General features: G+C 65.0%; 13 protein-coding genes. 8 read left to right on the top strand and 5 right to left on the bottom strand.

Annotated elements, in window-relative coordinates; translation table 11 throughout:
• Positions 1-46: 46 nt before the first annotated feature.
• On the bottom strand, positions 47-892 hold the full coding sequence (locus HDG33_RS06280) for an aldo/keto reductase (RefSeq protein WP_184023089.1): 846 nt from the start codon (positions 890-892) through the stop codon (positions 47-49).
• Between the two features lie 195 nt (positions 893-1087).
• On the opposite strand from HDG33_RS06280, the gene HDG33_RS06275 reads away from it, so the two are divergent.
• The gene (locus HDG33_RS06275) at positions 1088-1834 is read left to right on the top strand and encodes a GntR family transcriptional regulator (RefSeq protein WP_013090333.1); all 747 of its coding nucleotides are present in this window, start codon (positions 1088-1090) and stop codon (positions 1832-1834) included.
• Positions 1835-1900: 66 nt separating this feature from the next.
• Here HDG33_RS06275 and HDG33_RS06270 read toward each other — a convergent pair whose 3' ends face one another.
• Complete coding sequence (locus HDG33_RS06270) at positions 1901-3310, bottom strand: CoA transferase (RefSeq protein ID WP_184023087.1); 1410 nt, start codon at positions 3308-3310, stop codon at positions 1901-1903.
• Between the two features lie 126 nt (positions 3311-3436).
• On the opposite strand from HDG33_RS06270, the gene HDG33_RS06265 reads away from it, so the two are divergent.
• Positions 3437-4678, top strand: coding sequence for a citrate synthase family protein (locus HDG33_RS06265; protein ID WP_184023085.1), 1242 nt, complete (start codon positions 3437-3439; stop codon positions 4676-4678).
• Between the two features lie 35 nt (positions 4679-4713).
• Here the strand turns inward: HDG33_RS06265 and HDG33_RS06260 are convergent, their stop codons facing one another.
• Positions 4714-5019, bottom strand: coding sequence for a DUF2917 domain-containing protein (locus HDG33_RS06260; protein WP_184023083.1), 306 nt, complete (start codon positions 5017-5019; stop codon positions 4714-4716).
• 182 nt (positions 5020-5201) lie between these two features.
• Here HDG33_RS06260 and HDG33_RS06255 point away from each other — a divergent pair, with 182 nt between their 5' ends.
• The 3 genes from HDG33_RS06255 to HDG33_RS06245 all read left to right on the top strand — a co-directional run bounded on the left by HDG33_RS06255 (position 5202) and on the right by HDG33_RS06245 (position 9805).
• Positions 5202-6620, top strand: coding sequence for a PLP-dependent aminotransferase family protein (locus HDG33_RS06255; protein ID WP_184023081.1), 1419 nt, complete (start codon positions 5202-5204; stop codon positions 6618-6620).
• A 129-nt stretch (positions 6621-6749) separates the two neighbouring features.
• On the top strand, positions 6750-8210 hold the full coding sequence (gene mdtD, locus HDG33_RS06250; RefSeq protein ID WP_184023080.1) for a multidrug transporter subunit MdtD: 1461 nt from the start codon (positions 6750-6752) through the stop codon (positions 8208-8210).
• A gap of 320 nt (positions 8211-8530) precedes the next feature.
• Entirely contained in the window at positions 8531-9805 is a 1275-nt protein-coding gene (locus HDG33_RS06245) for an EAL domain-containing protein (protein ID WP_184023079.1), read from the top strand.
• On the opposite strand, the gene HDG33_RS06240 is transcribed toward HDG33_RS06245, so the two are convergent.
• Positions 9761-10816: a sigma-70 family RNA polymerase sigma factor gene (locus HDG33_RS06240; RefSeq protein WP_184023078.1), complete on the bottom strand. Its 1056-nt coding sequence runs from the start codon at positions 10814-10816 to the stop codon at positions 9761-9763. The genes HDG33_RS06245 and HDG33_RS06240 overlap by 45 nt on opposite strands.
• A 24-nt stretch (positions 10817-10840) precedes the next feature.
• Here HDG33_RS06240 and HDG33_RS06235 point away from each other — a divergent pair, with 24 nt between their 5' ends.
• The 3 genes from HDG33_RS06235 to HDG33_RS06225 all read left to right on the top strand — a co-directional run bounded on the left by HDG33_RS06235 (position 10841) and on the right by HDG33_RS06225 (position 13443).
• Positions 10841-10987 (top strand): hypothetical protein, encoded by a 147-nt coding sequence (locus HDG33_RS06235; RefSeq protein WP_184023077.1) that lies wholly within the window; start codon positions 10841-10843, stop codon positions 10985-10987.
• A gap of 90 nt (positions 10988-11077) precedes the next feature.
• On the top strand, positions 11078-11725 hold the full coding sequence (clpP, locus tag HDG33_RS06230) for an ATP-dependent Clp endopeptidase proteolytic subunit ClpP (protein ID WP_184023076.1): 648 nt from the start codon (positions 11078-11080) through the stop codon (positions 11723-11725).
• A 164-nt stretch (positions 11726-11889) separates the two neighbouring features.
• Positions 11890-13443 (top strand): NYN domain-containing protein, encoded by a 1554-nt coding sequence (locus HDG33_RS06225; RefSeq protein ID WP_184023075.1) that lies wholly within the window; start codon positions 11890-11892, stop codon positions 13441-13443.
• Positions 13444-13564: 121 nt separating this feature from the next.
• On the opposite strand, the gene HDG33_RS06220 is transcribed toward HDG33_RS06225, so the two are convergent.
• On the bottom strand, positions 13565-14116 hold the full coding sequence (locus tag HDG33_RS06220; protein ID WP_184023074.1) for a glycine zipper family protein: 552 nt from the start codon (positions 14114-14116) through the stop codon (positions 13565-13567).
• Positions 14117-14275 lie beyond the last annotated feature (159 nt).

The following is a 14275-nucleotide window of genomic DNA, read 5'->3' as shown; positions in this document are numbered from 1 at the left end:
GCCTCGCGCGCCGCCGTTGCGCAACGGACGGCGGCCGCGCCGGCGCTTACAACATCTCCAGCGCACGCTTGCCGCGCGGCGGCTTGAAGTACGCGTCGAGCGCGGCGAGTTCGCCGGCTTCCAGCACCAGTTGCGACGCGCGATGGTTGTCGCGCACATGCTCGACGCGGGCCGCCTTCGGAATCGCGCACACATTGGGCTTGCCCAGCACCCACGCGAGCGCCACCTGAAACACCGAGACGCCGCGCGCGTCGGCGATATCGTCGAGCGGCGAGCGTTTCGGCAGCCGCGCATGATCGACCGGGCTATACGCCATCGCCGGCATGCCGCGCGCGGCGAGCCACGGCAACAGATCGAACTCCGGCCCGCGCCGCGCCACGTTATACAGAATCTGGTTGGTCGCGCACGCGTCGCCGCCTGGCGTCGCGACAAGTTCTTCCATGTCGTCGGTATCGAAGTTGCTGACGCCCCAGTGACGGATCTTGCCCGCGCGCCGCAGCGCCTCGAAGCCGTCGACGGTGTCCGCGAGCGGCACCGAGCCACGCCAGTGCAGCAGATACAGATCGAGCCGGTCCGTTTTCAGACGCTTCAGGCTCTGCTCGCACGCGGCGATCACGCCGCGCCGGCTGGCGTTGTGCGGATACACCTTGCTGACCAGAAACACCTTGTCGCGCAAACCCGCGAGCGCTTCGCCGAGCAGCGACTCGGTCGCGCCGTCGCCGTACATTTCGGCGGTATCGATCAGCGTCATGCCGAGTTCGATGCCGCAGCGCAGCGCATCGATTTCCGCCGCGCGTCGTGCCCGCTGCTCGCCCATCTCCCACGTGCCCTGCCCCAGTGCTGGCATGCGCTCGCCGCCCGGTAGGCTCACGCTTGCGATCTCGCTCGTCATGCTGACTCCTCGAAAGTGCCTCGATCCAGATGCGATGCGCTGGCCCGCCGCCTCATCACGCAACGCATGCTACGAAAAACCTGGCGATGAGTTTAGCGGTTCCGCGGCCTCGCAACGGCGCGCCTGGCAAAAGCCCGCTATAACGGGACGCGCCGATGTTTTAAAATTGCCGCTTGCCCATCCTGCGTGAGCCCCATGACCTCTGCCTCGGAAGACCGCTGGCGCGACCTGCGCCCGGACCCGGAAAACGACACGCCGCTCTATCTGCAACTTGCCCGCAAGCTCGGCAGCGCGATCCACGAAAACCGCTGGAACGCCGGCGAGGCGCTGCCTTCGGAGCGCGTGCTGTCGGAGGCGCTCGGCGTGTCGCGCATCACGTCGCGCAAGGCGATCGCGCTGCTCGTGGAGCAGGGTTTGATCCGCCGCACTCAAGGCGCGGGCAGCTTCATCACGCCGCGCTACGAAGATCCGTTGTCGCGTCTGTCGAGCTTCAGCGAAATGCTGCGGCGGCGCGGCTTCACGCCGAGTTCGAAGTGGCTGTCGCGCGAAATCTCGCCGGCCAATCGCGACGAGGTGATCCAACTGGGTCTGTCGCCGGCCGCAGCGGTCACGCGGCTGCGGCGGCTGCGGCTCGCCGACGGCATCGTGATGGCGGTCGAGAATTCGACGTTTCCGGCCGCGGTGATTCCCGATCCACAGGCAATCGGCGACTCGCTGTACACGTATCTGGAGAATCGCGGACTGACGATCGTGCGCGCGTTGCAGCACTTCCGCGCGGTCAACGCGAGCGACGAGATCGCGCAGCAGATGAGCATCGCGCCGAACGAGGCGTTGCTGTTGATCACGCGCGTCGGATATACGGCGGATCAGCGGGCGATCGAACTGACGGACACGTACTGCCGCAACGATTACTACGACTTCGTGGCGGAGTTGCGAAAGTAAGCTGCGCCACGGTGGGCGGTTAGGTACGCCGCGTTCCCAACCTGAACGCGCCGCCCGCTCCAACCGTCACGGCCACCGGGCTTCGTGCGCGCCGATGCGCGCTGGCGGCAGCGCATAAAACGCAGGCGTCTGCTCCAGTTCCTCCGCCGGCAGCACGCCAAGCACACGCCCGAACTCCGATTGCACGCTCGCGACGCAATCGCGCACATCGTCGAGCGACACCTCGGGCGCCTGCTGCCCATCGGCCAGCAGCCCGAACGACCGCAGCCAACGCCCCGTCTGCGCAAGAGACACCTTCACATGCCAGCTGCCGCCCTCGCGAGCGCGCCGCGCGAGCGCGACCATCGCGCCGAACGCGGCCAGATAGCCGGTCGCGTGATCGAGCGCCTGACACGGCAGATGCCGCGGCTCGGCCGAACCCGCCGCCGCGCGCTCGGTCCACGCGATGCCGCTCGCCGACTGCACCAGACTATCGAAGCCGCGTCGCTCCGCCCACGGCCCTGTGTGCCCGTACGCGCACACCGAAACATAGACGATGCCGGGCCGCAGCCGCGCAAGCTCGTCCGGCCCAAAGCCGCGCGCCTCGAGCGCGCCCGGACGATAGGCCTGCAGGAACACGTCGGCATCGCGCGCTAGTCCGCGCAACGTGTCGCAGCCTGCCGCCTCGCGCAGATCGACGATTGCCGAACGCTTGCCGCGGCCGTTGTCGATCACGAGCGGCGCGATGTTCGGCAGATGCGGCCCGTTGATCGTCAACACGTCCGCGCCATGATGCGCGAGCGCGCGGCCGGCCACCGGTCCCGCGATGATCCGCGACAGATCCAGCACCCGCACACCCGCGAGCGGGCGGTCGATGCCGGAGTCAACGTCAGCGGCGGCGAGGCGCGGCGGCTCGGCTGGGGCGTCGCCGATGCGCTCGATCTCGAACAGCGGCAAGCGCGCGATCGCTTTGGCCTGCTCGAGCGCGGCCCATTCGTCGGGCGTGCGAATCAAGGCGGCGCACAGGCCCGCGTCGGCGAGCGTTTGATCGAGCGTCGCGCCCTCCCAGCCGCGAATTGCGGCCGCCACCGAGTGCCGCCCATTGTCACAGCCGAGCACCTCGAGCACGCCCTTCAGGTGATGCGCGAAATTCGTATGCAGCTGGATCCAGCGGCCGTCGCCCGTTTCATAGAAGCCGGTGACCGGATCGCGCAGCGCGGGCGGCGGCCCATCGTCGATCCGCAAATAGCGTTCGCTGCGAAACGCCGCCAGCGCGCGACGCATCTGCACCGACACCTGTTGCAGGCGAGCGCTGCGCAAGCGCCAGTATTCGGCGGCGGCGAGGCCCGTCGCGGCGATGGTCGACGCCGCGAGGCTGCCGACACGGTAGACCGACGGCAAGCCGGGATCCGCGCCGGCGAGCGACACGGCGTGCAGCGCGACCGGATCGCAGCCGGCGAGGGTCCAGATGTGCTTGAGGGCGAGTTCGGGCGTCATGAGATCGGGCGCGCTGGCCGCGCGGACAGGAAGCAGGTACACCGAGTCTAAATTTGCGCCTTGCCGCAATCAATCTTGATTATGATAATCAACATATATTGATTTCTTCGGTTTATACGCACTTTTATGCCAGCCCCGATTTACCTGAGCGCCGCCGAAGCGGCCGCAACGCTCGGCGTCAGCTTGCCAACGCTGTACGCGTATGTGAGCCGAGGCATGCTCGGCTCGTCGCCGGATGCGCAAGGCAGGCATCGGCTCTACGATGCCGCCGAGGTGCGCCGCCTCGCGCGTCGCAAGGCGGACGGCAAACGCACCGGCAAGGTCGCGCAGAAGGTGCTCGACTGGGGCGTACCGGTGCTCGAATCGTCGATCACGCTGGTCGCGGACGGTCGGCTGCTGTATCGCGGGCACGATGCGATCGAGCTCGCGCGCAGTGCGTCACTCGAAGACGTCGCGGCGCTGTTGTGGGAATGCAGCGCGCGGCGCATCGCCGATGCGCCCATCGTGCCGCTCGCCCCCGCGCAATGGGCCGCGTGGCTCAAGCTGTGGAGTGACAGCACGCCGCTCGATCGCGCGCTGGTGCTGCTGCCGGCCGCCGCCGCGCAGATGCCGCGCGTGTGGGCGCTCGGCCGCGATGCGCAGCTCGACACCGCGTGCGCCGTGATGCGGCTGCTGGCCGCCGCGATGCTGCCGGCGGCGCCGTCGAACGAACCGCTGCATCGGCAGATCGCGACGGCCTGGCGGGTGCGCAGCCGTCAGCAAAGCGGACTGCTGCGCGCGGCCCTGGTCGCCTGCGCGGATCACGAGCTGAACGCGTCGACGTTCACGGTCCGTTGTATCACGTCGACGGGCACGCACCTGTTCGGTGCGGTCGCGGGCGGGCTCGCGGCGCTTTCCGGGCCGCGTCACGGCGGCGAAACCGTGCGCATCGCCGCGCTGCTCGATGAGGCGTCGCGCTCGCCCGAGCTGGACCGCTATCTGGCGAACCGTCTCGCGCGCTACGAGCACGGCGCGCAAGGGCCGGTGCTGTCGGGCTTCGGTCATCCGCTCTATCCGGACGGTGATCCGCGCGCGCGGCTATTGCTGACGATGCTCGCCGACTGCGCGCCAGCCCGCTCGCCGCTCAGCGAGGTGCTGCAGGTCGCGCGAGCGGTGCGCGACACGACCGGCGCGGAGCCGACGGTGGATTTCGCGCTTGCCGCGATCGAGCGCGTGCTCGGCTTGCCGAGCGGGGCCGCGTTCACGCTGTTCGCGCTCGGGCGGGTGGTCGGCTGGATCGCGCACGCGATGGAGCAGGCGCGCGATGGCCGGTTGATCCGGCCGCGGGCGCGGTATATCGGGGAGTATGAGGCGGGAGGTGCTGCTTAGGGGCCAGGAAGAGGCGGCTCGCCGTTCGCCCTGCATCAGACCACGCCCGGCCGACGCGCCAGCCAAGCCGGCATCGGCCAGCCGAATAGCAGCGTCGGCAACCTGCGTTCCGAGCCGCTCGCCAGCGCAAAACGCGCCCCGGCCCGCCCGGCGCTGATCCATGCCACCGATCCACGCGCCAACTCGATCGACTGCCCCGCCGCCAGCCAGTGATCCTCATGCTCGCCCTCGACGGTCAGCCAGACGTTGCCGCTGATCACCTTGAAAATCGTCGGACGCGCAACGCGCCAGGCCGTGACGGGCTCGCCATGTTCCAGCTCGAAAACTCGCACTTCTCGCATCGCCGTTCTCCTCGATGAACTTCTGTTGTACCGATTATTGACGTGCGATGATCGGAGACCCATGCACAGTTCCGAACACTTTCATCGGAACTGTTCAGTCAAAAAACCGAACAGTTGGCATGGCTCGTGCGGCGCAGGTTTAAAACTTTCGCGTTCGCAGGCCGGCGACAGAAGGCAAGCGTATGAAACTCGAAATCCAGCTCGATCGGGACAACGGCGTGCCGCTGACCGAGCAGATCGTCGCGGGCGTCTCGGCGTGGATCCGCTCGCGCAATGCGCATCCTGGCTCAAAGCTGCCGTCGATCCGCCAGTTCGCCGCCGACTTCGCCGTAAGCCGCTTTCCGGTGATCGAGGCATACGACCGGTTGGTGTCGCTCGGCTATGTCGACTCGCGCCACGGCTCCGGCTTTTACGTCGCCGATCGCCAACCGACCGACATGCGCTGCCAGGGCACTTCGGACCCGCGCCGCGCCGATGTCGAGTCGGACCATCTGCTCGAGCAATTCAACTTTCCGGGCGAGACGCTGAAGCTCAGCACCGGTTTCATCCCCGAAAGCTGGCGCGACATCGATGGCATTGCGCAGGCGATCCGCCACGTGTCGCGAACCGATCCGGCTAGCATGGTCGAGTACGCGACGCCGCTCGGCAACCCGGTCTTGCGCGAACAGTTGCGCGGCCGCATTGGCCAGTTGGGCATCCAGGCAGACGCATCGCAGATTCTGATCACCAATGGCGCGAGCCAGGCGTTCGATCTGCTGGTGCGCTACATGCTCAAGCCAGGCGACACGATTTTTGTCGAGGACCCCGGTTACTACAACCTGTACGGCCTGTTGCGCCTGCACGGCATGAAGCTGATCGGCATTCCACGCACCGGCAATGGTCCCGACCTCGACGCGATGCAGGCGCAACTGAAGCTGCACCGGCCCAGATTGCTGCTCGTCAACACCGTGTTCCACAATCCGACCGGCACCACGGTCGCACCGCAGGTCGCATTCCGTTTGCTGCAAATGGCGCGAGAGCATGGCTTCCAGATCATCGAGGACGATATCTACGCGGATTTTCAGACCGAGCTCACCGACCGCCTGGCCACCCTCGACCAACTCGAACAGGTGATCTACATCGGCGGATTGTCGAAAACGCTGTCGTCTTCGCTACGGGTCGGCTGCGTGGTGGCGAGTCACGCGATCATCAAGGACCTGGTCGACATCAAGATGCTGACGAGCATCGGCTGTTCGCGCTTTGCCGAAGCGGTGGCGGTGTCGATGCTGGAGCGCGGCGCATATCGCAAATATCTGGAGCGACTGCGCCGCCAGATGCGCGGCGCGCTCGGCTCGACCGTCCAGACACTCGAAGATGCCGGCTGGGAGATCTTCGAAGAACCAGCGGGCGGCAAGTTCGTGTGGGCACGCGTGCCGCATGTCGCGGACGCCGAGCGGCTCGTTGAATGCGGCGTGCCCCTCGGAGTGACGGTGCTGCCTGGCCAACACTTCAGGCCGAACCGGGAGGTGAGCCCGTGGATCAGGATTCATGTGGCGTTTGGCAACGAGCCATGGGCACAGGCGTTTTTTCATGCGGCAGCGCAGTTGCCACCTGATGCGTGAACACGGCGCGGAGCGCGGCCGTGGCGCAGCGCCGATACCCGCGCAACGCTGCGCCGCCCGCTGCACCGGGACCCGCTTTTCCCTAGAATAGCGAGTCCCAGCCCGACCGAGCGCGCCCAGCCGCCTCATATGTCCACGACGCCGCCTCCGCCCGCCCTCGCTCCCGATATTCCCTCGGGTCCTTCGCCCCGCTCGCTGACCGTGATGCTGTGGCTGGTCGCCACCGGCTTCTTCATGCAGACGCTCGATTCGACGATCGTCAACACCGCGCTGCCCGCGATGGCGACAAGCCTCGGCGAGCTGCCGCTGCGCATGCAATCGGTGGTGATCGCCTACTCGCTGACGATGGCGGTGATGATCCCCGTGTCCGGTTGGCTCGCCGACAGACTCGGCACGCGGCGCGTGTTCTTCAGTGCGATCCTCGTGTTCGCGGTGGGCTCGTTGCTGTGCGCGAACGCGCATACGCTGAACCAACTGGTGCTCTTTCGTGTTCTGCAAGGCGTGGGCGGCGCGATGCTTCTGCCGGTTGGGCGGCTCGCGGTGCTGCGAACCTTTCCGGCTGAGCGCTATCTGCCGGCGTTGTCGTTCGTGGCGATTCCGGGGCTGATCGGACCGTTGATCGGACCGACGCTCGGTGGCTGGCTCGTCAAGATCGCGTCGTGGCACTGGATCTTTCTGATCAACGTGCCGGTGGGCATCGTGGGCTGCATCGCGACGTTTATCTTCATGCCGGATAGCCGCAACGAACACACGGGCAAATTCGACCTTGGCGGCTACCTGTTGCTGGTGGTGGGCATGGTGGCGATTTCGTTCGCGCTCGACGGCCGCACCGAGTTCGGCATTCAACATGCGACGGTGCTGGTGCTGCTGATTCTGAGCATGGCGTGCTTCGTTGCGTATGGGCTGCACGCGGTGCGCGAGCCCGCGCCGATCTTCCCGCTCGATCTGTTCAAGATCCACACGTTTAGCGTTGGGCTGCTCGGTAATCTGTTCGCGCGGATCGGCAGCGGCTCGATGCCCTACCTGATTCCACTGCTGTTGCAGGTGAGCCTCGGCTATAGCGCATTCGAAGCCGGGCTGATGATGCTGCCCGTGGCGGCCACGGGCATGGCGACGAAGCGCCTCGTGACGAAGCTGATTCTGAAGTACAGCTACCGGCGCGTGCTGATGGCGAACACGATTCTGGTCGGCCTGATGATGGCGAGTTTCGCGCTCACGAGCACGCATCAGCCGCTGTGGCTGCGGCTCGTGCAATTGGCGATCTTCGGCGGCGTAAACTCGATGCAGTTCACCGCGATGAACACGTTGACGTTGAAGGACCTCGGCACCGGCGGCGCCAGCAGCGGCAATAGCCTGTTTTCGCTCGTGCAGATGCTTTCGATGAGTCTCGGCGTGACGGTGGCCGGTGCGTTGCTGACAACCTTTACCGGCATCATGCAACGCGTGACCGGCGCCAATTCGCTGCCCGCGTTTCATGCGACGTTCCTCTGTGTCGGCATCATCACCGCATGCTCGTCATGGATCTTTGCGCAGTTGTCGCCGGAGATTCGCACGCCCGCGAAAAAGACCGATCCTTCGGAGCGTGCTTGAAAGCCGCACGAGCCAGGACGACGCATCCTCGTGCACTCGCGAACGGATTTCCGGGCATCGCTCCACGCGCGCCGCACGCAGCACCCTCGCACAGCGTCGCCGACCCGCAACAGGGCGCGTCCCGCACCAGCGAAGTGCGCGTTATCGCCTTCGTACCGCGGCGGGCACACAATGATTTCCTCGGAGCATTGCTGGTGGACGCTCGAGCTTTGTTCGAACACGCGCATAGTTCTTGCTCGTCTATCCTGTAAACTCTTGGTCTGCGCGCGCGAACTCCTGCCTGGCCCAGCAAGCGCCGCCATTTCCACACGACTGACACGATGAGCATGATCGAACTCGATCCTCCCGGCTTCCAGCCACCACGCCCGATGGCCGGCGACGAAGGCTCCCGGCGTACCGTTCTCTATGGCGGCTACACCGTTTTCAGCGTGTTTCAGCCGGTCTTTTCGGTATCGCACCGGCGCGCGATCGGGTATCACGCGTCGCTGCGCGTGCACGACGAGCATGAGCGGCAAGTGCCCTCGCACGAAGTCTTTACGCAGGCCGCGCGACGCGGCGATCTGCTGGAACTCGGACGGCTGGCCGAATCGCTGCACCTCGGCAACTTCAACGCATTCGACAGCCACGACGAATGGCTCTTCCTCAGCCTGCATCCGGCCGCACTGATGGACACCAGCTACGGCGACGCGCTGCTTGCCAGCCTGAAGGCGCTCGGGCTGCCGCCGCAGCGCGTGGTGCTCGAAGTATCCGAACAGGCTGGCGGCGAAACCACGCGCTTCGCCGAAATCGTCGATTCGCTGCGCAAGTCCGGTTTCCTGATCGCGCTCGACGGCTTTGGCGCCAAGCATTCGAACATCGACCGGGTGTGGAATCTGCGGCCGGACATCGTCACGCTCGACCGCTGCATCCTCGCGCAAGCGAGCGAACACTCGCATATCGAGCGCGTGTTGCCGGGCCTCGTCTCTCTGTTGCACGAGTCTGGGCAACTGGTGCTGATGGGCGGTCTGAGCACCGAACGTGATGCGCTGATCGCGCTCGAATGCAATGTCGACTTCGTCCAGGGCGCATTTTTCGCGGGTCCGAGCGTCGAACCCGTGAAGCCGCAAGTTGCCGCTGGCCTGATGGATTCGCTCTCCGCTTCGCTGCGCGAACGCGTTGCCGCTCGAGAGAAAGCGCAATCCGCGCGGCTCGCGCCGTATGTCACGGCGCTCGAGGCAGCCGCCGCGCAGTTGGTTGCCGGGGAATCGATCACGCAGGCGACCGCACCTCTGCTCGCGCTCGGAGAAACGGCGCGCTGCTTTGTTTTGGACGGTTCGGGGCGGCAGATCGGCGACAACGTGCTGCCGCCGGGGCGCACATCGCAACGCGCAAAGCGCTTCAGCCCGCTGCTGCATTCCGAAGGCGCGAGTTGGGAGCGCCGCCCGTACTTCATTCAGGCGATGCGTCAACCGGGGCGGGTTCATCTGACGCCGCCGTATCTGTCGATCAACGAAGCGCATCTGTGCGTGACCGCCTCGATTGCCGCGCACACGTCGCATGGTACGCAGGTGCTATGCGTCGACATCAACTGGGAAGTCGCGGCTCACCGTAACTGACGCCGCCGTATGGTCCTTGATGCGGGCAAGCAGTTCCGTGACCGCATCACGGCCCAGCATCCGGTTGGCCGCCTGCAGATGCGCGGCGCTGGTCAGGATGCGCAGCGAGACGATTTTCGCCGAAAGGTCCGTTTTGCCATCCGTCACCACGTCGATTAACCCGACGATGTCGCCGTCGCAGAACAGTGCGATGCACACCGCACCCGCCATCGACACCACCTCGGCATGGCTCGCCTGTTGCGCGAGCGATGTGACTACAGCCATCCACTTCGGACCTGAACCCGGTTCGCGGTCGCGTTGCGCTTCGGTTTCAGGCGTTGGCCCTTGTGCTCGAAGGGCCGGGTTGGCTGTGGGGAACCGAGGGGGCGGAGCGTACAAAGGTACGTCGCTGATCAGTTGCGGCGCATCGCTGAAAAGCTGTAGCAGGCCCGCCCGGTCTTGCGCTTCGAGCGCCGCGCGCAAACGCTCGACGATTCGCCCATGCACCGCCGGATCGGGCCGCTCCAACGGCGCCCCCGCACGTCTCAGACGCTCCTTGGCGCGATGAACCATTTGCCGGCAAGCGGCCGGTGTGCGCTCGAGAATCGAGGCGATTTCCGCATAACCACACTCAAACGCTTCATGCAGGACGAGCGCCGCACGTTCGTCTGGCTTCAGATGTTCGAGAAGCAGCATCACGCCGTACGACATATCTGCCGCTCGCAACGCCAACTCCTCCGCCGATGGTGCGACCTCGTCGAGCCACGGCTCCGGCAACCAGCCGCTAGCCTGTGACGCACGCTCGCGCCGTGCATGACGCAGACGGTCGATCGCCGTGCGCGTGGTGAGCGTGGTGAGCCACGCGACCGGCGTTTGCACCGCCTGCGTATCGGCCAGGTGCCATTTGAGCCAGACATCCTGCACCACGTCTTCCGCCTCCGCGCGACTGCCGAGCATCCGATATGCGAGTGCCAGCAGACGGGCGCGCGCGGCCTCGAAACTGGATGCCTTGTCGATTCCCTGTTCCGTCATGCGTAGACCTCCCGATGGTGCGTGGTGAAAAAGCGGCTGCATACCGGTGGCATGGCTCAGGCGCGCGTCATGCTCGGTATTCCTGAGCTTGACGCATGGGCAACCGGTGATGTGACAGCGCGGCGCAAAAAAATTCTCTGTCACAACGCCAGCGGCTGCTTCGTCAAATGAGCAACAACCGGCGCATGTCACGCGGCTTCTGATCCGCGGCGGCCTGCGCATCCCGGAATGCCCGCGCCATCCATCCTGAACGAGGAATCCATGCCTTCCAGTTACCCGTCTGTCTCCGGCCTCGGCCTTGTGCCCACGGTGATCGAACAGTCCGGCCGGGGCGAACGTGCCTATGACATCTACTCCCGCCTGCTGCGCGAGCGCATCGTCTTTCTTGTCGGGCCCGTGAACGAGCAGTCAGCCAGTCTGATCGTCGCGCAATTGCTGTTTCTCGAATCGGAGAACCCCGACAAGGATATTTCTTTTTACATCAACTCGCCCGGCGGCTCCGTGTATGACGGCCTCGCGATTTACGACACCATGCAGTTCATCACGCCGGAGGTCTCGACCTTGTGCACGGGTTTTGCCGCGAGCATGGGCACCTTTCTGCTCACCGCGGGTCAACGCGGCAAACGGTATGCGCTACCCAATGCGCGCATCATGATTCACCAGCCGTCGGGCGGCGGTCAGGGCACCGCGGCGGACATCGAAATCCAGGCCAAGGAGGTGCTGTATGTACGAGCGCGTCTCAATGCGATGATGGCCGAGCGGACCGGACGCAGCATCGAAGAAATCGCGCGCGATACCGACCGCGACAACTTCATGTCGGCGCTCGAAGCGAGGGAATACGGATTGATCGATGACGTGCTGGAAGCTCGCGCGACATGGAACAACGCAGGCCGTCGCGACACCCTGTAACGGAACTGACATCGAGCCGCCCGCTGGACCACCGGTTGGACCGCTGGCTGCAAATTCCCACGTACCGATCGGTGCGAGCGCACCACAAAAGCTGCTCACCTTCGCTGGAATCGCTATCATGTCGCGATTCGTCGACTTCGACGACCGCTTCAATGGAGATACACATGGCGTCATCCAACGAAAACGTCAGCATGGCGCTGTTCTGCGACTTCGAGAATGTCGCGCTTGGCGTGCGCGACGCGAAGTACGACAAGTTCGACATCAAGCTGGTGCTCGAGCGCCTGCTGCTGAAGGGCAGCATCGTCGTCAAGAAAGCGTATTGCGACTGGGATCGTTACAAGAGCTTCAAAGGCGCGATGCACGAGGCCAATTTCGAGTTGATCGAAATTCCGCACGTGCGCCAATCGGGCAAGAATTCCGCCGACATCCGGCTCGTCGTCGATGCGCTCGATCTCTGTTATACGAAATCGCACGTCAATACGTTCGTCATCATCAGTGGTGATTCGGATTTCTCGCCGCTCGTGTCGAAGCTGCGCGAGAACGCCAAACAGGTCATCGGCGTCGGTGTGCAACAGTCCACCTCGGATCTGCTGATTGCGAATTGCGACGAGTTCTTCTTTTACGACGATCTTGTACGCGAAAGTCAGCGCGCAGTCGCGAGGCCCGAATCGTCGCGTCAGCAGCAGAACACCCAGCAGGCAGCCAAACGTGCGCCTGATGAAGAGAAGGCTCCGCCCAAGGAAGATCTGGAGAAGCGCCGCAGCAAGGCCGTTGAAATTGCGGTGCAGACATTCGACGCGCTCGCTTCCGAACGTGGCGACAGCGGCAAGATCTGGGCGTCCGTGCTGAAGAACGCGATCAAACGGCGCAAACCGGATTTCAACGAGACGTATTACGGGTTTCGTGCTTTCGGCAATCTGCTGGAAGAAGCGCAGGCGCGCGGGCTGCTCGAATTCGGCCGCGATGAAAAGTCAGGCGCGTACGTCTATCGAAGCACAGCCGTGAACGTTGCGAGTGAAGCGGCAAGTGAAACCATCGGCGAAACCGCGGCGGAGTCTGCCGAAACGGGGTCGGCTGAAGCGGTATCGGCCGAACAGGCGGCCGAACATTCGTATGAAGCGCAGGCGGCGCAAGCGGCCGCGTCCGAGTCGGGCGGCAAGCACAAGTCGCGGCGCAAGGAGCGCAACAACCGCAAGCTGGGGCGGGGTCAGCAGGAGGCCGCGCACGGCAAGCGCGGTCACCACGAAACGGCTGATGAAGAGCATGCGGCTACCGCTCCGGCTCTCACCGAACACGCGGAACCCGCCGAAGAGGTCGAGCGGCAGGAACCGCGTGAACACGAGCCGCTCCCACATGAGCTCGTCACTGAACCGATAGCTGAAGAGTCCAAAGCTCGCGCTGTAACAGCGAAAGCGGATACAGCCGCTGAACAAGTCGTTTTCGGCCAAGGAACCGACCATTCCACCGACAGCGACCAATCGGCGCAGCGTCAGAGCGCCAAAAAGCGCGCATCGCGCAAAACGGCCGCGAAGAAGGTGAAGAAAAGCACGCCAGGCACGATCGAGGAGGTACCTGAGATCGCAGCGCCGGCCGCGCCCCCTCCTCCAGCAATCAACTCGGAAGAAGGGTCTGAGGCCGCCAGGAAGGCAGCAGCCCGTAAAACGGCGTCCCGGAGCCGTCGCCCGCGCAAAGCGGCATCAACCGACAGCGCGGAATAAGGAGCGGCACGGATTCGACGATCGTCGCTAGAAGCTACCACCCAACCGTCCTTCGGAGTTGAAACGCAGTACCGGCCGACAATGCAAGACAAGCAAGCCGGCCGGCCTCAGCTATCACCGCTCAGTAAGCCGGATAAGGCGCGTACATGACGGGCGGAGGCGGCGCGTAATAAGGATGGGGCGCGACGTACACCGGCTGCGTCGAATAGTAAGGCTGCGGCTGAACGATCGTCTCGCCCTTCGAGGTCATGCACTGGGCGTAGGCGGTGTCGTAGCGCGCCTGCATGCCGGCCGCCGAATACTGGGCGCCATTCGCGCCGTTCGCGCCCCCGATCAGCAGACCGCTGCCGGCGCCGATCGCCGCGCCCGCGCCGGCGTTGCCCGCCGCGGCGCCGAACAGCGCGCCGATCGCCGCGCCGCCGAGCGTGCCGAGCGCCGCGCTGTTCACGCTGTTCGTGGTGGCCGCCTGCGCAGCGCCGGACGGATTCGTCGATTGATTTGCGTAGTCGCGGCACGCGTAGTCGTTCTGCTGGAACTGGCTGAGCGGCTCGCCGCTGCGCGGCATCGCGGCTATGCTCGGGCCGCTCGGTGGCGCCACTGCGCAACCGCCTAGCGCGAGCGCGATGACGGCGGCGGGAATCGCCAGGCTGATCGTTTTATTGCTGGGAATCATGGTGGTGCACTTCGGAGGATTGGAATTCAAACGTTAGGCTAGTCGCGAAATTCCGTGGTTACGGCTCAGTTACAGAAAGTTTTTTGCCCGGCTGGCTGGCCTCGACCTTGCTGCGAGTCGCTGCGGCGATTGGTACGTTATATCAAGTAATGCTTGTAG

The organism is Paraburkholderia sp. Cpub6 (assembly GCF_014201065.1).
GTDB lineage: Bacteria > Pseudomonadota > Gammaproteobacteria > Burkholderiales > Burkholderiaceae > Paraburkholderia > Paraburkholderia tuberum.
Note: the sequence above shows the minus strand (reverse complement) of the source record. Positions and strands in the feature narration are given on the sequence as shown.

What these genes read in the sequence shown, in the direction of transcription:
- HDG33_RS06280 (WP_184023089.1), bottom strand. Translation starts at nt 892, where the DNA reads ATGACGAGCGAGATCGCAAGCGTGAGCCTACCGGGCGGCGAGCGCATG.
- HDG33_RS06275 (WP_013090333.1), top strand. Translation starts at nt 1,088, where the DNA reads ATGACCTCTGCCTCGGAAGACCGCTGGCGCGACCTGCGCCCGGACCCG.
- HDG33_RS06270 (WP_184023087.1), bottom strand. Translation starts at nt 3,310, where the DNA reads ATGACGCCCGAACTCGCCCTCAAGCACATCTGGACCCTCGCCGGCTGC.
- HDG33_RS06265 (WP_184023085.1), top strand. Translation starts at nt 3,437, where the DNA reads ATGCCAGCCCCGATTTACCTGAGCGCCGCCGAAGCGGCCGCAACGCTC.
- HDG33_RS06260 (WP_184023083.1), bottom strand. Translation starts at nt 5,019, where the DNA reads ATGCGAGAAGTGCGAGTTTTCGAGCTGGAACATGGCGAGCCCGTCACG.
- HDG33_RS06255 (WP_184023081.1), top strand. Translation starts at nt 5,202, where the DNA reads ATGAAACTCGAAATCCAGCTCGATCGGGACAACGGCGTGCCGCTGACC.
- mdtD (WP_184023080.1), top strand. Translation starts at nt 6,750, where the DNA reads ATGTCCACGACGCCGCCTCCGCCCGCCCTCGCTCCCGATATTCCCTCG.
- HDG33_RS06245 (WP_184023079.1), top strand. Translation starts at nt 8,531, where the DNA reads ATGAGCATGATCGAACTCGATCCTCCCGGCTTCCAGCCACCACGCCCG.
- HDG33_RS06240 (WP_184023078.1), bottom strand. Translation starts at nt 10,816, where the DNA reads ATGACGGAACAGGGAATCGACAAGGCATCCAGTTTCGAGGCCGCGCGC.
- clpP (WP_184023076.1), top strand. Translation starts at nt 11,078, where the DNA reads ATGCCTTCCAGTTACCCGTCTGTCTCCGGCCTCGGCCTTGTGCCCACG.
- HDG33_RS06225 (WP_184023075.1), top strand. Translation starts at nt 11,890, where the DNA reads ATGGCGTCATCCAACGAAAACGTCAGCATGGCGCTGTTCTGCGACTTC.
- HDG33_RS06220 (WP_184023074.1), bottom strand. Translation starts at nt 14,116, where the DNA reads ATGATTCCCAGCAATAAAACGATCAGCCTGGCGATTCCCGCCGCCGTC.